At 59.9% G+C, this 23903-nt stretch carries 21 protein-coding genes and 1 tRNA gene; 5 read left to right on the top strand and 17 right to left on the bottom strand.

What is annotated here, in order from left to right:
* The first annotated feature begins 82 nt into the window (after positions 1-82).
* Positions 83-298: a CsbD family protein gene (locus HMPREF9697_RS19095; RefSeq protein ID WP_002718900.1), complete on the top strand. Its 216-nt coding sequence runs from the start codon at positions 83-85 to the stop codon at positions 296-298.
* 76 nt (positions 299-374) lie between these two features.
* Here the strand turns inward: HMPREF9697_RS19095 and HMPREF9697_RS19090 are convergent, their stop codons facing one another.
* From HMPREF9697_RS19090 to HMPREF9697_RS19045, 10 genes are all read right to left on the bottom strand, one after another.
* The gene (locus tag HMPREF9697_RS19090) at positions 375-1175 is read right to left on the bottom strand and encodes an aminotransferase class IV (protein WP_002718899.1); all 801 of its coding nucleotides are present in this window, start codon (positions 1173-1175) and stop codon (positions 375-377) included.
* The gene (pabB, locus tag HMPREF9697_RS19085; RefSeq protein WP_040308369.1) at positions 1172-3274 is read right to left on the bottom strand and encodes an aminodeoxychorismate synthase component I; all 2103 of its coding nucleotides are present in this window, start codon (positions 3272-3274) and stop codon (positions 1172-1174) included. Before pabB ends, HMPREF9697_RS19090 begins: the two co-directional genes overlap by 4 nt.
* A gap of 290 nt (positions 3275-3564) precedes the next feature.
* Positions 3565-4941, bottom strand: a complete 1377-nt coding sequence (flbD, locus tag HMPREF9697_RS19080; RefSeq protein WP_002718897.1) for a sigma-54-dependent transcriptional regulator FlbD — start codon at positions 4939-4941, stop codon at positions 3565-3567.
* A gap of 58 nt (positions 4942-4999) precedes the next feature.
* Complete coding sequence (gene fliN, locus HMPREF9697_RS19075; protein ID WP_002718896.1) at positions 5000-5359, bottom strand: flagellar motor switch protein FliN; 360 nt, start codon at positions 5357-5359, stop codon at positions 5000-5002.
* A complete protein-coding gene (locus HMPREF9697_RS19070) occupies positions 5356-5997 on the bottom strand; it encodes a FliH/SctL family protein (protein ID WP_002718895.1) in 642 nt (213 codons plus the stop codon). Before HMPREF9697_RS19070 ends, fliN begins: the two co-directional genes overlap by 4 nt.
* Entirely contained in the window at positions 5997-7085 is a 1089-nt protein-coding gene (fliG, locus tag HMPREF9697_RS19065; RefSeq protein ID WP_002718894.1) for a flagellar motor switch protein FliG, read from the bottom strand. The genes HMPREF9697_RS19070 and fliG overlap by 1 nt, the downstream gene beginning before the upstream one ends.
* Positions 7086-7088: 3 nt before the next feature.
* Positions 7089-8702, bottom strand: coding sequence for a flagellar basal-body MS-ring/collar protein FliF (gene fliF, locus HMPREF9697_RS19060; protein WP_040308040.1), 1614 nt, complete (start codon positions 8700-8702; stop codon positions 7089-7091).
* A gap of 172 nt (positions 8703-8874) precedes the next feature.
* Positions 8875-9150, bottom strand: coding sequence for a CtrA inhibitor SciP (sciP, locus tag HMPREF9697_RS19055; protein ID WP_002714638.1), 276 nt, complete (start codon positions 9148-9150; stop codon positions 8875-8877).
* Between the two features lie 171 nt (positions 9151-9321).
* Positions 9322-10068 carry a flagellar hook assembly protein FlgD gene (locus HMPREF9697_RS19050; protein WP_002718892.1) on the bottom strand — a complete coding sequence of 249 codons (747 nt, stop codon included), beginning with the start codon at positions 10066-10068 and terminating at the stop codon, positions 9322-9324.
* A gap of 9 nt (positions 10069-10077) precedes the next feature.
* Complete coding sequence (locus HMPREF9697_RS19045) at positions 10078-11679, bottom strand: flagellar hook-length control protein FliK (RefSeq protein ID WP_002718891.1); 1602 nt, start codon at positions 11677-11679, stop codon at positions 10078-10080.
* 246 nt (positions 11680-11925) lie between these two features.
* Here HMPREF9697_RS19045 and mnmA point away from each other — a divergent pair, with 246 nt between their 5' ends.
* The 4 genes from mnmA to HMPREF9697_RS19025 all read left to right on the top strand — a co-directional run bounded on the left by mnmA (position 11926) and on the right by HMPREF9697_RS19025 (position 14353).
* Entirely contained in the window at positions 11926-13107 is a 1182-nt protein-coding gene (gene mnmA / locus HMPREF9697_RS19040) for a tRNA 2-thiouridine(34) synthase MnmA (protein WP_002718890.1), read from the top strand.
* A gap of 14 nt (positions 13108-13121) precedes the next feature.
* A complete protein-coding gene (locus HMPREF9697_RS19035) occupies positions 13122-13760 on the top strand; it encodes a class I SAM-dependent methyltransferase (RefSeq protein ID WP_002718889.1) in 639 nt (212 codons plus the stop codon).
* 42 nt (positions 13761-13802) lie between these two features.
* Complete coding sequence (locus HMPREF9697_RS19030; protein WP_040308039.1) at positions 13803-14177, top strand: hypothetical protein; 375 nt, start codon at positions 13803-13805, stop codon at positions 14175-14177.
* Between the two features lie 99 nt (positions 14178-14276).
* Positions 14277-14353, top strand: a tRNA-Met gene (locus HMPREF9697_RS19025).
* Between the two features lie 497 nt (positions 14354-14850).
* Here HMPREF9697_RS19025 and urtE read toward each other — a convergent pair.
* The 7 genes from urtE to HMPREF9697_RS18990 form a co-directional block, all read right to left on the bottom strand.
* On the bottom strand, positions 14851-15546 hold the full coding sequence (urtE, locus tag HMPREF9697_RS19020) for an urea ABC transporter ATP-binding subunit UrtE (RefSeq protein ID WP_002718887.1): 696 nt from the start codon (positions 15544-15546) through the stop codon (positions 14851-14853).
* Positions 15547-15548: 2 nt separating this feature from the next.
* Entirely contained in the window at positions 15549-16310 is a 762-nt protein-coding gene (gene urtD, locus HMPREF9697_RS19015; protein ID WP_002718886.1) for an urea ABC transporter ATP-binding protein UrtD, read from the bottom strand.
* A 3-nt stretch (positions 16311-16313) separates the two neighbouring features.
* Positions 16314-17480: an urea ABC transporter permease subunit UrtC gene (urtC, locus tag HMPREF9697_RS19010; RefSeq protein WP_040308038.1), complete on the bottom strand. Its 1167-nt coding sequence runs from the start codon at positions 17478-17480 to the stop codon at positions 16314-16316.
* A complete protein-coding gene (urtB, locus tag HMPREF9697_RS19005; RefSeq protein WP_002718884.1) occupies positions 17477-19090 on the bottom strand; it encodes an urea ABC transporter permease subunit UrtB in 1614 nt (537 codons plus the stop codon). Before urtB ends, urtC begins: the two co-directional genes overlap by 4 nt.
* 97 nt (positions 19091-19187) lie before the next feature.
* Positions 19188-20516: an urea ABC transporter substrate-binding protein gene (urtA, locus tag HMPREF9697_RS19000; protein WP_002718883.1), complete on the bottom strand. Its 1329-nt coding sequence runs from the start codon at positions 20514-20516 to the stop codon at positions 19188-19190.
* Between the two features lie 270 nt (positions 20517-20786).
* Positions 20787-21482 carry a HoxN/HupN/NixA family nickel/cobalt transporter gene (locus HMPREF9697_RS18995; RefSeq protein WP_002718882.1) on the bottom strand — a complete coding sequence of 232 codons (696 nt, stop codon included), beginning with the start codon at positions 21480-21482 and terminating at the stop codon, positions 20787-20789.
* 59 nt (positions 21483-21541) lie between these two features.
* Positions 21542-23848, bottom strand: coding sequence for a TonB-dependent receptor (locus HMPREF9697_RS18990; protein ID WP_002718881.1), 2307 nt, complete (start codon positions 23846-23848; stop codon positions 21542-21544).
* Positions 23849-23903 lie beyond the last annotated feature (55 nt).

The raw sequence follows: 23903 nt of genomic DNA, 5'->3' as shown, positions 1-23903 counted from the left end.
TCATTTATTTCAGCTTCTTAGGCAGGAACGTGCACGGCATCCCATTGTTTCCTCCACGAACCTCAACATGAAGGAGTTTGCAATGGGTAGCACCGCTGACAAGATTAAAGGCACCGCGAACGAAGCTATCGGCAAGGCGAAACAGGGTATCGGCGAAGCCACGGGCTCGGATCGCCTGCAAGGCGAAGGCGCGCTGCAGGAAGCGAAGGGCCACGCCCAGAAGGCGGTCGGCGATGCCAAGGAAGCCACCAAGGAAGCCGTGGACAAGGCAGCGGCAGCGGCCAAGCGCAACCTTTGATCTTGCGAACAGTTCTGAGACGAAAAAGCTGACCCTAAGGCCGGCTTTTTTGTTTCCTTGTCTTTCGACTTACTGGTCACTCATAAAGTGCCTCAACCGGCAATTCGGCGAGATACGGGGGAAGCTTCACCCCATCGATCTCCACGATGTCGACGCTACCGAGACTGTTGCTGATGAAGGCCGCATCCGCAGAGCGCATATCGGCCTCGGATAACGAGGTCTGCTGCGCGCGCAAGCACGGGATGATTTTAGCGCGTGCGATGCCCGGAAGAATGCCGTCAGAGACAGGTGGTGTGACCCATTCACCGTTGATCCGCACGAACAGATTTCCCACGGTCGCGCATACGACATACCCGTGCCCGTTCAGCATCAGCGCATCGGTTGCACCGCGCGACAAGGCCTCACGCCGCGCCAGAATATTGTCGCCATAATTGAGAGACTTGATCCGCGATAACGGAGAATATTCGTTACGACGCGTCGAGCGCGCGATGATAAGACGTTGCGGTTCGGTCACAAGAGCCGAAGGGGCGCACGTCATCAGAAGGGTCGGTGACGATTGATCATCCACCCATAGGCCGCGCTTCGCTGCCGGACCTCGTGTCAGCGTGATACGAACTGCGCTGCGCACAAATCCGTTTTTGCGCAAAAGCCCGACAACTGCTGCCTCCAACGCCTGATCGTCGAACGCGACGTGCAAGCCAAGTTGGGAAGCGCCATCGCGCAGACGATGCAGATGTTGAGGAAACCAGACAGGTTTTTCGCCAATACCAAGAATCGTTTCAAAGATTCCATCCGCCAGCGTGAAACCGCGATCGGCGATCGACAGACGCGCGTCCTGCGCGTCAAGAAACGCACCATTGTACCAGACCTGCGTCACGACGCGTGCTCCTCGACCTGGACTTGAGCGCGCTCCGAGAGCCGATAAAGACTTTCATCAAAGCGACCGAACGCTGTCACAACGAGCGCCTTGATCGACGCCTGCGCCTTCAAAAGCATTTCGGCATATTCCGCCTGCGGCGTTGACGCCGCGACAACGCCGCCACCGACACCGATTGTGAAGCGCCCCTGCTGCGCGACAATGGTGCGGATGACGATCGATAAATCCGCAGCGCCATCTGCCCCGATCCATCCCAGAGCGCCCGAATAGATTCCGCGCGGACGCTCCTCCAGCCGATCGATGATCTCCAGCGTCCGCAATTTCGGCGCACCCGTCATCGACCCGCCTGGAAACGCAGCCTGCAACAGGTCGGGCACCGAGCAATCGGGCTGCAATACGCCACGCACCGTGCTGACAAGCTGGTGCACGGTCTCATAGCTTTCCACGCCAAACAATTCGCTGACATGCACACTGCCCGGCATACAACAACGGGAAAAATCATTGCGCAGCAGATCGACGATCATCGCATTCTCGGCGCGGTCCTTGCGACTCTGCCGCAAGGTCTCGCGCAATTCGCAATCGCGGCGCGGGTCGGCATCGCGCCGCGCCGTGCCCTTGATAGGTTTGGTTTCAACCTCACCCTTTGTGTCCGCCGACAGAAACCGTTCCGGCGATGCGCTCAGCACCGCACCGCCCGGCCAGCGCATGAATGCCGCAAACGGCGCGGGATTTATTTTCCGCATCACGCGATAGACATCAAGCGGATCGAGATCGGCCTCGCATGACAGCTCATTGGTCAGGCAGACCTGATAACTCTCGCCTTCCCGGATCGCGTGAAGACATTCCTCGACGCTGGTGCGATACGCCCGCTCGCCCTTGGCCATGACGATATCGAGCGGCCGCATCGCACGGGGCACAACAAGCGAGAGCGTTCTGAGATGCGTGAGCGCGGATTCCATTTCGTCCAACCACTGTCGGGCGTGCGCCTCACGCTCCGGCGCGTCGATTGCGACGAGATAGCTCTTGCCTTCCGCATGATCGACGGCGATGAAGCGGTCGGGGCGTATCAGGAGGCTGTCGGGGGTTGACACATCGCGATGGACTTTCGATCCGCAATCCTGCTGCAATTCGTAACCAAACCAGCCGACATATCCGCCCCTGAACGGACATGGCGGCGGCGTTTGCGGCACGCTTGGTGGCTGAGCCTTTAGATAATCGAAGATGCTGCCGTTATGGCGCTGACGTCCACCTGCACGTTCGACGACAACAAACCCATCCACGCAATCGTAACTGACGATCTCCGCATTCGGCCCGGAAGCATCGCCGAGATACGACCAGCGCGACAGGCTGCGTGCAACAAGGCTGCTGTCGAGCCAGAACGCATGAGGCGACGAAGCAAATAACTGGCAGAACGCGGCCTCGGTATCGATCGCGCGCGGCAATTCACGCCAGAATGCTTTTCTTATTTCAGAGAGTGCCGGGGCTTGACGCGGGAGCCGCTCCATTTTCGGGGCAAGTGCGGTACCGCGCGACAAATCCCGAAAGTTCTCGAGCAGTCGCCTGCCATGTTCCGTCAAGATCGATTCGGGATGAAATTGCACACCCCATTGCGGCTTGTCGCGATGCGCGATCCCCATCAACAAACCATCATCGGTCCAGGCGATCTCCCTCAGATGCGGCGGCAACGGCCGCTCGATCATGAAGGAATGATAACGCCCCGCCGCAAAAGGCGACGGCACGCCCGCAAACAGCGGATCGTCATCATGGCGCACCAGCGACGCCTCGCCATGCACCAGCGACGGCGCGTAAGCGAGCCGCCCGCCCGATGCCATCGCGAGTCCCTGAAAACCGAGGCACACCCCGAGAACGGGAACGTTCGCATTGAGCAGTACATCGCGCGACAATCCGAAATCTGAGGCGCGATCCGGCCGGCCGGGGCCCGGAGAGATCACGATGTTGTCGAATGGCTCTCTCGCAATCTCGTCCCAGGTTGCTGCGTCGTTCATCACCACCCGCGGCGCGCACTGATTGATGTCCGCAATCAGGTCGGCGAGGTTGTAGGTGAAAGAATCGTAGTTATCGATGATGAGGGTTTTCATCGCCGCCGAGGCAAAGCCGCCGTTAAGGTCGCCAGTGTGATATCTGCCGCATCCGATCCCGCCAACTTTAATCATGGCTGGATCAGCCATCTCCGGCAGGCAGGCGCGGCATCATGACCGCCGGAAAGACCACCCAAGATCGCAGCGATTATGCGCCAGATCCGCAATCCTCCGCAACACAATGAACGGTGCCCACTCATGGGATGCGGCCCATTCCCGACCGGACCCAACGAAAAAACGGCGGCCAAGGCCGCCGTTGATCGGACCGTTGAGAGTGTCGGATGCGACGCTCAGGCCGCGACCACGCCGCGCGCTTCGCCGCTGCCTGGCGGCGGGATGGGTTGTCCTTCGTCAGCATATTCGTTGAGCTTGTTGCGCAACGTGCGGATCGAGATGCCGAGAATATTCGCCGCGTGGGTGCGGTTGCCGAGGCAATGCTTGAGCGTCTCGAGAATGAGATCGCGCTCGACATCAGCCACCGTGCGTCCAACCAGCGCACGCGTCACCTGCTCGGCGGCGAGCGTCGCGTGGGCGACCGCCGGAGCGGTCTTGGCAAGATCGAGCCGATCACCGTCCGGCGACAGGATCGCCTCAGCGCCGATCGCATCACCCTGTGCCATCAGCACAGAGCGATGGATGGTGTTTTCCAGCTCGCGCACATTGCCCTGCCAGCGGTTTGCCGTGAGCACGCGCTTGGCTTCGGCCGACAGGGGACGCACCGGCACGCCGTTGGCGTTCGCATATTTCTGGGCGAAGTGCTGCGACAGTTCCAGGATGTCCGCCGGACGTTCGCGCAAGGCCGGAATTTTCAGGTTTACAACATTGAGACGGAACAACAGGTCTTCGCGGAACGTGCCCTCACGCACCGCATCCGCAAGGTTGCGGTTGGAGGTGGCGATGATGCGGATATCGACCGGAACGGGCTTGGTGCCGCCGACGCGGTCGATCACCCGTTCCTGAATGGCGCGCAGCAGTTTCGACTGCAGCCGCACATCCATTTCCGAGATTTCATCGAGCAGCAGCGTGCCGCCAGTCGCTTCCTCGAACTTGCCAATACGTCGCGCGATCGCGCCGGTGAAGGCGCCCTTCTCATGGCCGAACAATTCGGATTCCAGAAGGTGCTCCGGAATGGCCGCGCAGTTCACCGAGATAAACGGCTTCTTCGCCCGCGCTGAACGGCTGTGAACATAGCGCGCCAGCACTTCCTTGCCGGTACCGGACTCGCCCGTCACCATCACCGAAGCATCGGAGCCCGCTATCTGCTGCGCGAGCTTGACGACCTTCACCATCGCCTCGTCGCGATAGATCAGGTCGCGCGAGTCGTTGGCGACCGCGGCCAGCACCGCTGCGATCAACTCCGGATCCGGTGGCAACGGGATGTATTCCTTGGCCCCCGCGTGGATCGCAGCGACCGCGGCACGCGCATCGTTGGTGATGCCGCAGGCCACAATCGGTACGTGGATGTGTTCGGCCTCGAGCCGCATTACCAGATCGCGGATATCAATGGCGACATCCACCAGCAGCAGGTCCGCACCCTTGCCGCCGCGCACCACCCGCATCGCGAGTTCGATGTCCTCGGCGTGCGTCACGCTCGCGCCGTTGTCCATCGCAATCTTGGTTGCGGTTGTCAGCTGCCCCTTCAGGGTTCCGACGATGAGAAGCCGCATGATTTGCTCCTGTCAGTATCGCGCCATTTGCGGCGTTCGGTTTGATGTTCCGCGCGGCCTACGCGCGTTCAGCCTTAATGATTTCCGTCATGGTGACGCCGAGCTTGTCTTCCACGAGAACCACTTCGCCGCGCGCCACCAGACGGTTGTTGACGTAGATGTCGATCGCCTCACCCACGCGGCGATCGAGTTCGAGCACGGTGCCGGGACCCAGCTTCAAAAGATTGCTGACATCCATTTTCGAGCGGCCGAGCACCGCCGACACCTGCACCGGCACGTCGAACACCGCCTCGAGATCGGAGGCGATGCGTGCGCCGCGCTCTTCGTCTTCCGAATAAGCTGCCTGATCGAGCGGCGGAGCCTCGGTCGCGTTCAGGTCCGGCAACGGCACCTGCCCCTGTCCATCAGTATCACTCATGAGCCTCTCCCGGCCGAATATCCGGCCTGATTGCGAGCCGCCATATAGCGCTCCACCAATTCAGCAATTCTGTCGTTCGTCGCAGCACGGTCGAGCGTGCAGCCACCGTCCGCCCATTCGATCTTGCAGTCCGAAATGCCGATGTCCGGTTCGGCCAGAATCACCAACCGCCCCTCGAATCCGCTACGGCGCGCAAGATCTTCGATCCGCTCACGGGCGCGGTCATACAACGTGTCGTTGACGCGGATCGCGATATGCGGCGTCGAGGTGAGATGACGCAGGCAATCGGCGACAAGCGCCATCATTTCCGTGAGCGGTTCGGCTGCGATTAGTTCGCTGCACAGCTTGCGCGCGACCGCCACCGCCACGTCCACGGCTTCGGTCTCGACCCGTCCCTCGACCGCCTTGAAGTTCGAGGCGAGCGAACGCATGGCGATAGCGATTTCCTCCATCGCCAGCGCGGAGCGGCGATCGCTTTCCACGCTCGCCTCTCTCTGCGCCGCCTGAAATCCGTCGCGAAACGCACGCGCCTCGGCGTCCGCAATCAGCTGGGCGATTTCCGCGCGCGAAGCCTGCCGCTCGGCATGTGCCGGAGCGGCAAAGTCCATATCGAACAGGAATTTCGCGGGCGCGCTCATCAGTACACCAACTCGTCGTCAGCACGGTTCTTCTGCAGCATGATCTCACCCTTGGCGGCGAGATCCTTCGCAAGATTCACCAGAAGCGCCTGGGCCTCATCCACGTCGCGCAGTCGCACCGGACCGGCGGCAGCCATATCGTCCTGCAGCATCTTGGCCGCGCGGGTCGACATATTGCCCATAAAGAATTCGCGCACGGCATCGTTGGCGCCCTTCAGGGCAACGCCGAGCTTGTCCTTGTCGACATGGCGCATCAGGGTCTGCGCCGAGCCTGCATCGAGCTTCACGAGATCGTCGAACGTGAACATCAGCGACTTGATGCGCTCGGCCGCCTCGCGGCTTTCCTCTTCCAGAGCGGTGAGGAAGCGGGTCTCGGTCTGGCGGTCGAAATTGTTGAAGATTTCCGCCATCACCTCGTGAGCATCGCGGCGGCGGGTCTGCGACAGGTTGGACATGAATTCGGTGCGCAGCGTGCTCTCGACACGCTCGATGACTTCCTTCTGCACGGCCTCCATACGCAGCATCCGGTTGACGACGTCGAGCGCCATGTCCTCGGGCAAAATCGCCAGCACGCGGGCGGCATGTTCCGGCTTCAGCTTCGACAGCACCACCGCAACCGTCTGCGGGTATTCGTTCTTGAGATAGTTGGCGAGCACCTCTTCCTGGACGTTGGAGAGCTTCTCCCACATGTTGCGGCCGGCCGGGCCGCGGATTTCGTCCATGATCCCGTTAACGCGCTCGGCCGGCAGATATTGCTGCAGCAGCCGCTCGGTCGCGTCAAAATTGCCCATCAACGCGCCCGATGCAGACATCCGCGAAACGAATTCGAGCAGTAGATCCTCGACAACATTGGCTTCGATGGTACCGAGCGACGACATCACAGCTGACAGTTCGCGCACTTCATCGTCGTCGAGCAGCGACCAGACCTTACTGCCATATTGCTCGCCCAGCGCCAGCATCATGATCGCCGCACGCTTGGGGCCACTCAGTTGCGCCGCCGCCGCCGTACGGCCGCCCTGACGGCTGGCGAGCGTCGCGACGACGCTGGCGATGTCTTCCGGTTTCTGTTGGGCGGGAACGGATGCCATGTTTTACGCCGGTTGCTCTGTCAGCCATTGACGGATGATCGAAACGGTCTCGTTCGGATTGCGATCGGCCAGTTCGCCGACACGGTGGACGGATTGCGCGTGCACCTGTCCCTGCACCTGCGCGACGTCGATCATCTGCGCGGTCGCCGCCGTGTGGACGGGGCCTGCGACAGCAGCCGGCTTCTCAGCTTCGGGGAGTGCCGGCTGCAGCGCGGGAACTATCGGGTCTTCGGCGAGCACGCGCTTGACCAGCGGCCGAACCACCATGAAGACCACGACGATGCCGAGCAACGACATCACGCCAAGCTCGATGAAGTACATCACGTCATCCTTGGTGAACTGGAATACGCTCAGCCAGCCGGTCGGCTCCGACAGCGGCACCGCCGCAGGCGCATCCGCAAATCTCAGATTCACCACATCGACCTGATCGCCGCGGTTCTTCTCGAAACCAATCGCCGAGCGCACCAGTGTGGCGATGCGTTCAAGATCTTCCTTGCTGCGCGGCGCGTAGACCAGATCGCCTTTTTCATTCTTGGAATAGGTACCGTCCACCAGCACGGCGACCGACACACGCTGCACGCGGCCTGCTTCGGTCACTTCCGTCTTGGTGGTGCGAGAGATTTCGTAATTGTTGATCTCTTCGCTCTTCTTGCTCTGGTCCTTGCCCGCATTCGCCGCGTTCTGCTGCTGGTTGCCGGGCATCTCGTTATTGACGGTGACTTGACCGTTCTGCCCGTTCGAGGTCGCGGAGGATTCCTCGCGCGTCTGGCTGGAACGCAGCACGCGCCCTTCCGGATCGAACTTGTCTGACGTCTCGGTGACCTTGTTGTAGTCGAAATCGGCCGAGAGCTGGACGCGGGCGCGCCCGGCGCCGACGACCGAGGTGATGATGCTTTCGACCTGTTTGCGCAGCCGATTCTCGTAGGCGATGCGGCGCTCGTCGGCGCCGACGTCGCCCATGCCGTTGGCGTCACCCGAGCCGTCCGCGAGCAGTTGACCGTTCTCGTCCACAATCGAGACGCGCTGCGGCTTCAAGCCGTTGACGGACGACGCGACGAGATGGCGGATGGCGCGCACCTGCTGCGGCTCAAGTGCCCCGCGGACACGAACCACGATCGCTGCCGAAGGCTCCGGCTTCTCGCGCGAGAACAGTGGGCGGTCCGGCAGTACCAGATGGACACGTACCGCCTGGATACGATCGATAGATTTGATGGTGCGGCTGAGCTCGCCCTCGAGCGCGCGAAGATGATTGACGTTCTGGACGAAGCTGGTCGAACCCAGCGTATCGGACTTGTCGAAGATCTCGTAGCCGACGCCGCCGCCCTTCGGCAGCCCGCCCTCGGCGAGCTTCATCCGCAGGCGGGTGACCTTGTCCTTCGGCACCATGATGATGGCGCCGTCGTTCTTCAGTTCATAAGGAATGCCCTGACGGTCGAGCTCCTTCATGACGCCGGACGCGTCGTCGTAGCTCAGATCGGTATAAAGGGTGACCATCTGCGGCGCCGTCACCCGCAGGATGACGAAGCCGAAAAAGCCCAATAGGGCCATGGTCACGGCCAACATCGCCGCGAGCCGCCCTGCACCCATACCGCGAAGGAATGAAATCAGCCCTTGCAAAGACCCACCCCGAAGATTCGGCCAAATCGGACCGACTGGGCAGAATTTGCCTAGGGATGGTTTCCATATGGTTAACGCCGGTTAACCGCCTGGCATAAATTGAGACATCCTCAAGCCCCGCTTCACGAAATGAAGCGGATTTTCGGAAAATCCCGGCCGCGGGCGGTTGACGTTACTGGCGGTATTGCTGGATTCGGGTGGTGCGCAACCCGGCTAGACCATGCTGGTCGATCGAGAACTGCCAGGACAGGAACTCGTCTACCGTCAGCGTATAGCGGCTGCAGGCTTCTTCCAGCGAAAGAAGGCCGCCACGGACGGCAGCAACGACTTCGGCTTTACGGCGGATAACCCACCGTTTAGTACCAGGCGCCGGAAGATCGGCAATCGTCAACGGGCTACCATCGGGCCCGATGACATACTTCACCCTCGGGCGGTGGGGTTCTGTCATGGCGTACTCACAAACTCAAACTGCACTTATGGGAACAAGGTACCCCGCGCCGCTTAAAATTTGCCTAAGCCTAAGCTTCGAATGCCATTCTCCTGAAACCGCCCTCGCCAATGAAAAGCCCCGCCTCCGAGGAAGCGGGGAAAAGACTCATCGACCCAAAGCGATCGGTATCTAAGTAGTTCCGTTGCCGTTGCTGTTGTTTCCGCTGCCGGTATCAGTGGTGCTGCCGCGAACCACCCGTTTGATCTGGTCGATGGTGTAATTGTTGCCACCCATGGAGAGTAGCGCCGGGCTGGTCGTCATATCCACGGAGTCTACGACACCCTGCACTTCCGTCGTCACCGTGACATCCTTGCCCGATGTGTCCTTGCCGGTCACGGTCAGCTTGTAATTGCCCGCCGGCCATTGCGTGCCGTCATTGCCCTTGCCGTCCCACACGAAACTCGCATTGCCTGCCGTCAGCGAATAACTGCCGGTATAAGCAGTTTGACCGTTCGGGGCCGAAATCGTGACGACGGCATTGCAGTTGGCGGCGGCATTGAAATTCCAGGTCGCCGAGCCGTTGAATGCAGCGGTCGAACCGTCGACCGAAATGGTCTGACCAACGAAACTCAGTGCCTGCGTGGATTGCGCCGTCTTCTGCAGCGCCACCAGCGAGCTCAGCTGATCGTTCGCCTTCAACTGTTGCTCGACCTGCGCGAACTGCACGAGCTGCGCGGTAAACTGGTTGGTATCGAGCGGATCGAGCGGGTTCTGGTTCTGCAACTGCGTGGTCAGCAGCGTCAGGAACGTCTGAAAGTTATCCGCGATACCCGTCGTGGAGCTCGAACTCGAACTACTGCTCGACGACGAACTGTTATTCGTCCCCGACGCGGGAGCCGATGTAACGGGGTTTGGCGTTGTTGCGTCAACCGACATGGCTTGTCCTCAAATGCTGATATCGACGCCGGAACTCGAACCGGATGACCGGCCATAGCTCGCGCCCACAGCCTGCGGCGTGGTTGAAACCTCTTCTGAGACGACCAGGCGCTGCGAATGGCGGCCCTGCCCGCCGTCGCCTTGCCCACCCTGCGGCGATTGATCACGCAGACTGAACTGCAATCCGCCATCGCCGGTCTTAAGGCCGGCATCCTCCAGCGCGCGCTGCAGTTGCGGCGCGTCCTTGCGCAGCATGTCGAGCGTCGCGGGCTGCTCCACCGTGAGGTGCGAGGTCACCCGACCATGCTTATCCACGTCGAGCCGCACATCGATGCGGCCAAGCTCAGCCGGATCGAGACGGATCTGGAAGCTGGTGTTGCCGGCTGCCGCGCGTGTCGCGATATCAACCGCAAGCGCATTGACCGGCACGGGAACGCTGGCGGCTTGCGTGGACGCGGTCGGTCCCGCCACCGTCACCGTGAACTGCTGCTGTGCCTGCGGCTGCTGCGAGACAGGCGTCTGCAGGTCGAGTGCCGCCTGGAAGCTGACGTCCGGCTTCAGAGTCTGGGTGTCGGTCCCCTGCCGCTCATGACTTGGAACGGCGGATGGCGCATCCGTCTTCGCCGAAGCTACACCAGCGCGGCCATTGTTGTCCGCCACCTCAGCCGAGGAAGACGCGTCGCTTTTGCTTGGGTCGGGTTTGATATCCCCGCCCGGCTTCACACCTGTCCCGTCTGTCTCGGTCGTTGTGGCCGGAGCTTTTGCGGACTTGCCTTTGGCGACGCCGTCAACCGCGTCCGTCTTCACAACGCCGGTCGAGGTTGCAGACATACCGGCTGCGGCGACCTGTTGCGGCACGACGATGCCGGTGGAAAGCGCAGTCTCGTCCGCGCCGCCGCCTGCTGTCGCCGACGCTGCGCCATCGGCGGCAATCTGTGCCTGACCGGTTTTCGATTTTTCGGAGAAAGCCTGTCCGGCTGCAGGATCTGCGGCCGTCTGGGTGGCGAGCGCGACCGCCTTTGCGTCCGTGCCGGCTGCGGCGTCTTGAGTCGAAGCCATCGCAACCGCAACGGAGATGCCCGTGGCAGGCGTCGCCGTCTCGGCGGGCGTATCGGATGCACCATCAGACTTGGTTGCCGTCATCGCCGCCGCCGCAGACGTCGTGACCACCACGTTCGGATTGGTCACATCGCCAGCCGCCTGCTGAGACTGGCTTGGATCGACCGACGCGCCGTCAGTTGGTTCGTCTTTCGCCTTGAGCTTCGATTTTCCTTCGGTCAGGCCGGCTTTTGTTGTACCGGCCTCTGCGTGCCCGGATGACTTCTTCGGCTTTTGAGTAACGACGCCCGTGCGCGGCGCAGCCTGCTGCGCATCCGCGGCATTGTCGGCATCGTTCCTGTCGTCGCGCCTGGCAGAACGATCATTATTGTCGGCCTGCCGAACCGGCTTGTCTTGAGGCGACGGCGCTGGAACATCGCGGTCGGCCGCCGTCGTATTGCTATCGACCAGGGAACCGAAATCGTCCGCAGACCCTCCCTGATCCGCCTTGGGCGGAGCACGGTGGCTGTAAACCGGGGAATTGACGGCTGGATCGTGCGCGACGTTCAACACGGACTGGTTCTCGCAAAGGTACCTGCATCACTCTGAGCAAGGACCGGGCCAATCTCATAACTCAAATATATCAAGTAAAAACAGTATCTTACGTCAAACAACAGCCCTCCGCCGCGCCGTTTTACCCTTCCCTTTCTGCCCTCCGGGCAAGTTTTGCCGGACAAAACCGTTCTAATTGCCACCCATCCTCCCCAACTATAATAAAGTACGGAAAGGGTGCGGCTTTCGCACCTTTGGATCAATGTGATGTTCAACAGTCTCGACCTCGAAGGGCCGCCGTCCGGCACGCGTGTGGTCGTCGCCATGTCCGGTGGCGTCGACTCGTCGACCACGGCTGCCCTGTTGAAGGCCGAGGGCTACGATGTCATCGGCATCACGCTGCAACTTTACGATCATGGCGCCGCGACCCACCGCAAGGGCGCCTGCTGTGCGGGACAAGACATTCACGACGCACGCGATGTTGCCGAACGCATCGGCATTCCGCATTACGTCCTCGATTACGAGAGTCGCTTCCGGGAATCGGTGATCGACCGTTTCGCCGAAAGCTATGTGCTCGGCGAAACGCCGGTGCCGTGCATCGAGTGCAACCGTTCGGTCAAATTCCGTGACCTGCTCACCACTGCCCGCGAGCTCGGCGCCAAAGCTCTGGCCACCGGCCATTATGTCGCCTCGCGCCGACAGCCGGACGGCACGCGCGCCATGGTCTGCGCCGCCGACGCAGACCGCGACCAAAGCTATTTCCTGTTTGCGACGACGCAGGATCAACTCAACGATTTGCGTTTTCCGCTTGGCGACATGACCAAGGCCCAGACCCGCGAGCTGGCGCGCCGCTTCGATCTGCCGGTCGCCGAGAAGCACGACAGCCAGGACATCTGCTTCGTGCCGACCGGACGCTACACCGACGTGATCGAGCGCATGAAGCCAAACGCACTGCAGCCGGGCGACATCGTCGATCTGCGCGGCCGCGTCCTCGGCCATCATCAGGGCATCGTGAATTTCACGGTCGGCCAGCGGCGTGGCATCGGTATCGCTGCTGCCGAACCATTATATGTCGTTGCACTTGATGCAGCGTCGCGCAGGGTCATCGTCGGCCCGCGCACTGCGCTGCGCAAGAGCGTCATCACGCTTCGCGACATCAACTGGATAGGCGACGGCTCGTTCGAGCGCGCGGCAACCGAAGGCCGTGATCTCTACATCAAGGTGCGCTCGACCCGTCCGCCTCAACCCGCTCATCTGCGAATGAACGGCGACCAGTGCGAGGTCGAGCTTCTCGCCGGCGAGGAAGGCATCTCGCCCGGGCAGGCCTGCGTGTTCTACGATGCACCCGCCGGACAGGCGCGCGTGCTCGGCGGAGGCTTCATCACGCACGCTTTCAATCACGGCGACAAAATAGATTCCCATAATCTTGCGGCCTCGGCCGCGATCTAGGATTTCAACACATCGTGGGCAACGACATCGATCGCGCCGGAGTGGCGAAGGCTTATGCCGCCTGGGCACCGATCTACGATCTCGTCTTCGGTCAGGTTTTCGATGCCGGACGCAAAGCCACGATCGCGCTGGCCGACCAGATCGGCGGACGCATCCTCGATGTCGGCATCGGCACCGGACTGTCGCTCACCGACTATTCACGGACCACGAAAATCTGCGGGGTCGATATCTCGGAGCCGATGCTGCGCAAGGCCCGCGAACGTGCACGCACGCTCAATCTGACCAATGTGGAAGCGCTGTCGGTGATGGACGCCAAGCATCTGGCGTTCGCCGACGGCACGTTCGACGCCGTGGTCGCACAATATGTCGTCACCGCCGTGCCCGAACCGGAAGCGACGCTTGACGACTTTGTGCGTGTGCTGAAGCCGGGCGGCGAACTGATCCTCGTGAACCACATCGGTGCGGAAAGCGGCCCACGCAAAGTCTTCGAGTTGGCGTTCGCGCCGGTGGCACGGCGACTGGGTTGGCGGCCCGAGTTCCCATGGGCCCGGCTCGTCAACTGGGCAGCACGCCATGGCGGCATCGATCTGATCGAGCGACGGCCGATGCCACCGATGGGACATTTCTCCCTGATCCGTTATCGCAAGCGCTGATTTCGGCAAGGAACATCCACGCGCCGCAGCCGTTCAACCGGCATGCGGATATCCATCTCGCGCCTCGCGATGGCCTGTACCTTGGCGGCTGTGCCGTCACTCGTGATGGCGGAGGCAGCACCTGCCCCTTCGACTCCGCAGGCGCAAACTGCGCCGCCGAATTCCGATCATTCCACAACGAAATGCGCGCCCACGCAGGTAGCGCCGACCGAAGGCAGCGTCCAACCGTCGAACCCGAAAGACGGGGCAGGCAAGACGCTCGGCGATACGCTCGCCCGATCGGACGGTGTGCTGTGCCCTCCTCCCGGCGTCGATCCCGAGATTCATGCGCCGACACCAAATCCACCCAGCGGCTCGATGCCGGTAATTCCTCCGCCTGGCAGCCCTGGCGGCGATCCGAATGTGCGGCCGAAATGATGCGTCTCCACAGCCTTCTCTTGCTTGACAGGCATTTGGGTCCCTCTTTATATGCCGCCATTCGCGCGCCTTCGGTGGAACCGGGGCACCCGGACGTTTGGCGAGGTAGCTCAGCTGGTTAGAGCACGGGAATCATAATCCTGGGGTCGGGGGTTCGAGTCCCTCTCTCGCTACCAACTTCGTCGGCTTTCCAAAAATCCTTGAAATTCAACACACTCGCCCAATCAGGGGTTCGAGATCGCTGTGTGACATCTCCCAGTGATGTCACACAAGCCAATCGCGCCCGGAAAGGACGGAAACGCGATGGCGCGCGCCCCCTACCTCACCCGCCGCGAGGGCGGCCGATATTATCTACAGATACGTTTGGGCCGATTTGCATCGGAGCTTTACGAGCGCCCCGTTTTGCGCGGACGCTCGACTCGCACACCCTTGATGGCTGGAGTTTCACAATCTGCCGGATCGCGCCAAATATTATGAACGGTCACTAATGTGACGGACGTCCATCGCGCCCGTCACCACGGCTCGTTAAGTCTGTGAGCAGTTTCAAATGCTGGCTGCAGCGCAATAATAATTTCTCGTAGCTAACGATGTGCGCACCCAAGCCCGCCTCTAACTGCGTTCAAATAATCAGGCATCCGCGCTTCGAACGCATCCCTATACATAGATGAATATTTCAGATCGCCATCGCCCGGCTGATTTCGCCGGGGTCGAGGTTGTTGCGGTCGCAGCCGAATTTAATCATGCCACGATCCATGACAGCGAAACTGTCGCCAAGCTCGCAGGCGAAGTCGAGATACTGCTCGACCAAGACAATGGAGATGCTCCCGAGACTGCGTAGGTATGAGATCGCCCGGGCGATATCCTTGATAATGGAAGGTTGAATCCCTTCAGTCGGCTCGTCGAGCAGCAGTACTTTTGGGCGCATCACCAGCGCCCTGCCAATTGCCAGTTGTTGCTGCTGCCCGCCCGATAGATCACCGCCGCGCCGCCCAAGCATCGAATGCAGAACCGGGAACAGAGAGAACACATCATCTGGAATCTTGCGTTCTTTCCGCTTCAATGGCGCATAACCGGTCCTGAGGTTCTCCTCCACCGTCAGCAACGGAAATATTTCACGCCCCTGCGGCACGAACGACATGCCCTGGCGAGCACGCTGATATGGTTTCAGCCCGGAAATGTCTGCACCATCGAACATAATGGATCCGCTTGCGATCGGGAACTGGCCCACCATCGCACGTAACAGGCTGGTCTTTCCGACACCATTGCGACCGAGCACACACGTCACTTTGCCCGGTTCGGCAACCAGCGACACACCGCGCAGCGCCTGCGCCGCTCCGTAATAAAGGCTGATGTTGTTGACCTCCAGCATCGTTACCGTCCCAGATAGACTTCGATAACACGCTCGCTCGCCGATACCTGATCGATCGACCCCTCTGCGAGAACTGAGCCTTCATGCAGGCATGTCACGCGAACACCAAGTTCGCGGACAAAGGTCATGTCATGTTCGACAACAACAACCGTCTTCTCCTTGTTGATCTCCTTGAGAAGCTCCGCGGTCTGGTGCGTCTCTACATCTGTCATTCCCGCCACCGGCTCATCAACGAGAAGCAGTTTCGGATCCTGCGCCAGCAACATCCCGATCTCGAGCCATTGCTTCTGACCATGCGAAAGCGCACCCGCCAACCGGTTGCGCGAATTGGCGAGCCGGATCGTTTTCAGAACACGGTCGATCCGCGCCGACTCATCCGGAGATTCGTGCCAGAACAGTGTCTTTGACACACGATGATCGGTCTTGAGCGCCAGCAGCAGATTGTCCTCAACCGTCTGGCTTTCGAAGACGGTGGGCTTTTGGAATTTTCGGCCGATCCCGAGTTCGGCAATTTCAGCCTCATCCAGACGTGTCAGATCGACGGTGCCATCGAACAGCACATCGCCTTTGTCAGGCCGTGTCTTGCCGGTGATAATGTCCATCATCGTGGTCTTGCCAGCCCCGTTCGGGCCGATGATCGCACGCATCTCGCCCGGCGCAATCGTCAGAGACAGACCGTTGATGGCGTGAAATCCGTCAAACGACACATGCACACCGTCAAGGTAGAGCATGGCCGAAGTCGTTCGCATATCAAGCATGCTCATAAACTACTCCGCCAGGCTCGTACCGGTGACGCCATCTTCTTCCGCCGTATCCCGGACATTCGCTTCCGCGCCGGCACTGTGCCCTTGCCACCAGTCCGAGACGGTTCCGACGATGCCCTTCGGCAGCAGCAGCGTGACGCCGACAAACAAGGCACCCAGCATGAACAACCAGTACGACGCCAGCGCACCCGAGGTAAAAACCGTCTTGGCGTAGTTCACGACAACGGCACCGAGCACAGCACCTATCAACGTGCCGCGGCCACCCACCGCTACCCAGATTACCGCCTCGATGGAATTGGCCGGCGCAAACTCGCCGGGATTGATGATGCCGACCTGCGGCACGTAAAGCGCACCCGCCACACCCGCCATGCACGCGGACAGCGTGAACACAAAGAGTTTATAGGACTCGACGCGGTATCCCAGGAACCGTGTTCGGGATTCAGCATCGCGGATCGCGATGAGCACCTTGCCGAGTTTGGATGTCACGATGGCGCGGCACAGTAGAAACGCCAATGACAACGCCAGGCAGGACAGGAAGAACAGCGTGGCGCGCGCTCCCTGTGCCTGCACGTTGAAGCCGAGAATGTCCTTGAAATCCGTCAGGCCGTTATTTCCGCCGAAACCAAAATCATTTCGAAAGAATGCAAGCAACAGCGCATAGGTCATCGCCTGGGTGATGATGGAAAGATACACACCGGTCACTCGCGAGCGGAATGCCAGCCAGCCAAAGCAGAACGCAAGCAGGCCCGGCACCAACAGCACCATCAGCGCGGCGAACCAGAACATGTCGAAGCCATGCCAATACCAGGGAAGCTTGCTGTAATTCAGAAACACCATGAAATCCGGCAAAATCGGATTGCCGTAGACACCGCGCGTTCCGATCTGCCGCATCAGATACATGCCCATGGCGTAACCGCCGAGCGCGAAGAACGCCCCATGTCCCAGCGACAGGATTCCGCAATAGCCCCAGATCAGATCGATCGACAGCGCAAGAATGGCGTAACAGACGTATTTACCGAACAGCGCGACGAGATAGGTTGGCACCTGCAGCGGCGAGGTTTCCGGAAGCAGCAGGTTCGATATTGGCACCAGAATGCCGCAAGCCGCCACGACAAGGAGGAATCCCGCCGCGCTCCTGTTGAGCGACCGAGTCAAAAGATGCGGCATCATGCTTCCACCGATCGGCCCTTGAGCGCGAACATTCCGCGCGGCCGCTTCTGGATGAAAAGAATGATGAGAACCAGAATGGCGATCTTGCCGAGCACCGCTCCCGCCACCGGCTCAAGGAATTTGTTCGCCATGCCGAGCGTCAGCGCGCCGACCAGCGTACCCCACAGATTTCCTACGCCGCCGAATACCACGACCATGAAACTGTCGATGATGTAGCTTTGCCCAAGGTTGGGGCTGACGTTGTCGATCTGTGACAATGCAACGCCGGCAATACCCGCAATGCCGGAGCCAAGCCCGAAGGTCAGAGCATCGACCCGCGACGTTGCGATCCCCATGGCCGCCGCCATGCGGCGGTTCTGGGTCACGGCGCGCATTTCAAGGCCAAGGCTCGTGTAACGCAACATCGCCTGCAGGACGAGGAAAACGGCAATGGCAAAAACCACGATCCACAGGCGGTTATAGGTGATCGTCAACTGTCCGAGGTCGAATGCGCCGCTCATCCATGACGGATTGCCGACCTCGCGATTGGTCGGACCGAATGCGGTACGCACCGCCTGCTGAAGAATAAGTGAGATGCCCCACGTCGCCAGCAGCGTTTCCAGTGGCCGCCCATAGAGAAACCGGATGACGGCTCGCTCGATCACGATGCCGATCGCACCCGCAACCAGAAATGCCGAAGGCAGCGCTACGATCAGTGAATAATCGAACAGCGCAGGATATTTCGTGCGAATGATTTCCTGCACCACAAAAGTAACGTACGCGCCGATCATCACCATCTCGCCGTGGGCCATGTTGATGACGCCCATGACACCGAACGTGATGGCCAGCCCGATCGCGGCCAGCAGCAGGACCGAACCTAACGAAATGCCGTACCATGCATTTTGCGCAACGGACCAGACGGCCAGCTTGTTCTTGATCGAACCAATTGCATTTCCTTTCGCACGCGTTAGCCGTTCTGATGATCCCACCTGCAAATCATTGAGCAGCGCCAGCGCGTCCTGATCGCCTCGCCCGCTGACCACAGCAATCGCATCGAGTTTTTCCGCATCGGTCGCGTCAGCTTTCGACAGAATGATCGCCGCCTTCGCCTCGGCAAAGGCCAATCTGGCGGATGTATTCGTTTCCTTTTGCAGAGCGGTTTCAACCGCCGGCAGAGCGGACGGATTGCGGCTCTTGAAAACCGATTGGGCCGCCTGAATGCGCACAGCCGCGTCCGGTGACGACAAGGTCAGGCCCGCAAGGGCCGACTCGACATGCCTGCGCATCCGATTGTTGAGACGCACAGGGCTGGCACTTTGCGACACAGAAGCGACATGTTGTCCTGTAGCTGCATCGAGATATTTGCCATCGGCGGTCTTGATATAAACCTTCTTCGTATCAGAGTCCGTCAGCAGGCGGCTCTCCTGTAGCGCGGAGATAATGGGATAGGCTTCGGCGTTTCCGCTGGCGGCAATGGCCTCAACAGCTTCCATCGAATCCGCAAACGAGCCGTTCGCAAATTTTGCGACCGCGGCCTCGAACGGATCGGCCAGTGCAGGAAGCGCCGTGGCGACGATCAGTCCCAGAACAGCGAAAAAGATTCGACATGTTTGAAAACGATGAAATGACATCACAACCCCGGCGATGGAGAAGGCGGCGAAACCCGTCGCCTTCCTTGTTTGACCTCAACGGCTCGGCGAGCGCTGGTTCACGCCAACCGCTCCGCTGTCAGCTCCCACCGAGACACTTCTTTTCCTTGGTGTTGTAGTTGCCGCACTTCAGGGTCACCCAGTCGGCCTCAAGGTCTTTCGAGCCTTCCAGATAATTCGACCATGCATCGCCGGGCACCAGCGTCGCCTTCGTCGGATCATCGGGAGACACGACGTTGAACTGTCCGTCACCCTGGATTTCTCCAATAAAGACGGGCTTGGTGATGTGATGGTTCGGAAGCATGGTCGAAACACCGCCAGTCAGGTTGGCCTGCTTGATGCCGGGCAGAGCATCGATCACCTTGTCGGAGTTGGTCGTTCCAGCTTTCTCGACGGCCTTCACCCACATGTTGAAGCCAATGTAGTGCGCTTCCATCGGATCGTTGGTCACGCGCTTCGGATTCTTGGTGAAGGCATGCCACTGTTCGATGAACTTGGCGTTGGCGGGCGTCTTGATCGACTCGAAGTAATTCCAGGCCGCCAGATGACCGATCAACGGCTTGGTGTCGATGCCGGCAAGCTCCTCCTCACCCACGGAGAAAGCGACCACGGGAATGTCGGTGGCCTTGATGCCCTGGTTCCCGAGCTCCTTATAAAACGGCACGTTGGCATCGCCGTTGATGGTGGAAACAACCGCGGTTTTCTTGCCCGCCGAGCCGAACGCCTTGATTTTGGAAACTTCCGTCTGCCAGTCGGAGAACCCGAACGGCGTGTAATTGACCGTAATGTCTTCCGGCGCGACGCCCTTCGATTTCAGATAGGCTTCGAGAATCTTGTTGGTGGTGCGCGGATAAACGTAGTCGGTGCCCTCAAGCACCCAGCGCTTCACCTTCTCTTCTTTCATCAGATAGTCCACCGCAGGGATCGCCTGCTGGTTTGGTGCCGCGCCGGTGTAAAACACGTTGCGCTCGCTTTCCTCTCCTTCGTACTGCACCGGATAAAAGAGGATCGAATCCAGCTCCTTGAAAACCGGCAGCACGGACTTGCGCGAGACCGACGTCCAGCAGCCAAAGACAACCGCGACCTTATCCTTGGTGATGAGTTCTCGCGCTTTTTCCGCGAACAGCGGCCAGTTCGATGCCGGATCCACCACCACGGCTTCGAGCTTCTTGCCGAGCAGTCCGCCTTTCTTGTTCTGCTCATCGATCATCATGAGCACTGCATCCTTCAGCGTCGTTTCGCTGATGGCCATCGTTCCGGACAAAGAGTGCAGGATGCCGACCTTGATCGTGTCATCTGCAGCCCTAGCTGCGCCAAAGGTCGCGAGGCTTAAAGCAATCCCCGCTCCCGCAGCAAACCGCCTAAGGCCGCGCGATTTTCCGATCGCCGAAATTGATTGAATGAACATGCGATATAACTCCCTGACGCGTGCATTCACGCTGCAGACGGTGCTTCACCGCCTCCGCGTCAGGAGAATCGCAAGAACCATGCCACAGAAACGAACAAAGACCGCTGCAAATAATGGCCAAAAATCAATCTCTTAGATATTTCGATTTGCGGCGAGATTACGCCTTAAGCAACCAGCCAAAATGCGCGCCGTTTCTGGTCACGAATTAGGCACCTACCCTGCCATTTGTTTAAGCAAGCGGCGGAAAGAGCATGATCCCCTATTGGATCCTCATGCGAGTGCGGTGGCATAAATCGTCGAAAAACCAATCGCGATGGTGACAAGTCCCACCGCCACCTGCAGCACTCGATTTGCGCCCGTCAGCCATCGCTCCGAGATGACGAGAGGCACGGCAATCACAACCGATAGTGCACCCATGCCGAGCATCGAGCCAATCCCGAACAGCAATACATAGAGTATGCCATATAACGGGTTCGCCACCTGCGTTGCCGCCAACACTATCAGCGCCGCCGAACCTGCCATGCCATGCATCAAACCCACCAGCAGCGAGCGCCAGCGGAAACCATGCGCATGGCCATGTTCACTCTGCGCATGAGGAACGCTGTCAGTGGCATGACTGTGCAAGTGCAAATGCTCGACGCCATCACCGTGGCGATGGCGGTGAAAGTGCACACGATCGCGCCAAATCCGCCACAGCAGATGCGTACCCAGCCCGACCAGCATGATGCCCACAGCGGTTTCGAGCGGCTGGGACATACGTTCAGGAATTGCGTGGCCAAGCAGGATCGCCGCGCCCGCGAAAACAAACAGCGTGACCGTGTGCCCGAGCCCCCAGGTCAGCCCATGCCGGACAATATCGCCGACCTGACTGCGCCGAGCTGCAATGCTGGACACCGCCGCAATGTGGTCGGCTTCAAGCGCGTGCTGCATGCCAAGCAGAAAACCCAATCCCAGAATTCCAAACATACGCGCGACAATCTCGTTGTGACTGGATCAGGACCATTCGGAATTTTATAAAATGCCGTTCAGAATTTTCCCGCAAGTGTAAGTCGAAAGGCAAGCGGTTCGACAGGGTGCAGCACCCTATCCATTACCCCCGTCTGGCAGACCGCCGCAGGCGGAGGACTGCCGGAATTGCATTGCGCGAACAGAGCATCAGTCTTGAGTAGCGAGCCATAAGCGTAAGTGATCTGATCCGAACGGCTGTCAGTGAGATTGAACGCATCAAGCTGAATACGCCAGCCATTTTCGAAGCGGTAGCCCAGTTGCCCGTTCAGGATACCTGTCGCAGGCGAGACAAACGCGCCGTCTTCCGTCAAAGGCCGCGGGCCAAAGTAACGATAACGCAACCCTCCGAACCAACCGGTCGCCTCCCCAATCCTGAATCCCGCGGATGCGATGAGATTCGGCGCTCCGGGAATGAGGTTGCCGGGCGCATTGCCGATCTGCGCTTCCGGATAGCCGGCCAGTTCTGCGTGAGCAGCAGCCTGTGCTGAATCGTATCCGCGAAATCTCGCATGGGTCAGAGCGATGTCGCCATCGAGGCTGAACCACGAGACCGGCTTGTAGCGGTTGGTCCACTCGATACCGTAGCGGCGGCTCGGACGGCTGGGCTCGGTGTCGCCCGCATCACCGACGAACAGGATCTCCGAAGCCTGATCGAGCAGGAACAGGCTCACCGCACTGTCGAGACCAGGAATGAGGCGCGTTCGCACACCGAACTCGATCCCGCGCGTCTTGACCAGAAACGGTGAGGCATCCAATGGCGATCCGTCTGACGGCGATTCCTTGATCGTCACACCGCGCGCGTCATTGCTGTGGAATCCCTCTCCCGCGTTGAAGAAGAATTCAGTCTTCGCAAACGGCCCCAGCACGACACTGAGTTTCGGACTCCCGATTGATGCATTGGCATTGCCGGAATTAGCCGGCGTCAAAAGCGAATCGACATTCGCATTGTAGAAATCACCACGATAGCCCAGTGTCGTGCGGAGCCAGTTCGTCCATTGCACCGTATTCTGGATATAGATTCCAACACTCGCTTCCTTCACTTTATCGTCGCGCGTCCCCGTCAGAAATTGCCGCTGATACGTATTGGACAGCGACAGGCGAATGTCGTCATAGCGGCTCTGGAGGCCGATCTCGGTTTGCATCGGCAAACCGGCGAAGGTGCTGTTGAATGTGTGCGAAGCGCTGATGCCGCCGAGCACGCGGTTGTCGTGCTGATGGAATTGATCGCCCTCGTTCGGATTATCCAGAAAGAATGTGAAATTATTGTACAGATCGAGCGAGCTTTTAATCACATAGAAGCTGACCTTCGAGGCGCCATTCTCGTCGCTTTTTGCCCATCGTCCTGAAAGCGAAAACCGATCGGAATTGCCGCCATCGGTCGGATCGAGTGCCCCGTAAAGCCCGATCTGCCCCGAAGTGATCGCGCGCAGCGGGACCTGATCAGTGGAATTCCAGCGGTTGGAATAAGCCATTCCCGTCAGAGAGAATCCATCGGAGGCCACACCCTGGCTGTATCGAACGACAGCGTTCAGCTTCCTGACCTTGTCGGGATAATCCCACGGACCATTATAGGTGTTGGCTTCTCCGGCGACCAGCAAATGACCTTCGCCGGCCTTCGTCGAGGTGATGCCAAGCACGCGATTGTATCCGAAGCTGCCCACCGTCATGAGGGCCATCGATTTCTCGATAGTGTCGAGCAGACCTATATGCACGGCGCCGACGGAAGAGAAATCTCCCTCATCTGCGAAGTACGGTCCCTTGCGGATATTGACCGATTTTATCAATTCCGGAATCAGGAAATTCAGATCGGCATAACCCTGCCCATGCGCATGCGTGCGCATGTTGACCGGCATATCATCCACGGTGATCGCTAGGTCCGTGCCATGATCGAGATTATAGCCACGCAGAAAGTACTGATTGGCTTTCCCCTCACCGCTATGCTGCGTGACGATGAGACCGGGCACAACTTCCAGCGCTTCGGCTGGACGCGAGAACGGCCGCGCATTGACCTCTTCGCCGCTCACGGTCTTTTCACTGGCAGCCGCGGCCGGAGCGGAGGCAACCGCTCCCTCGGCATTTGGTTCAGCATTTGGCCTCGCCGCAGCGCTGCTGGCCGGCGCTGGGTTTCTGGACACTTCGCGGTGCCGTCCCCGTTCCTGTGCCGCCACCGGCTTTCGCCTGACATTTTTATCCTGGCGGCGGTGTGGCGCGTCGATTTCGATCTCGGGAAGCCGGGTGGAAGCCACGCTCTGCGCCGAGGCAGACGATGCCACGGCTATCAGATCGATCAGTACAAGCCCCGAAACGCCCAGAGATCGACGCATCGCCCACTCCCAGCGACGACAATCAGAACGAATGAATCACACTGCGACGTCTGGC

Origin of the sequence: Afipia felis ATCC 53690, from assembly GCF_000314735.2 — a bacterium.
GTDB classification, from domain to species: domain Bacteria; phylum Pseudomonadota; class Alphaproteobacteria; order Rhizobiales; family Xanthobacteraceae; genus Afipia; species Afipia felis.
Note: the sequence above shows the minus strand (reverse complement) of the source record. Positions and strands in the feature narration are given on the sequence as shown.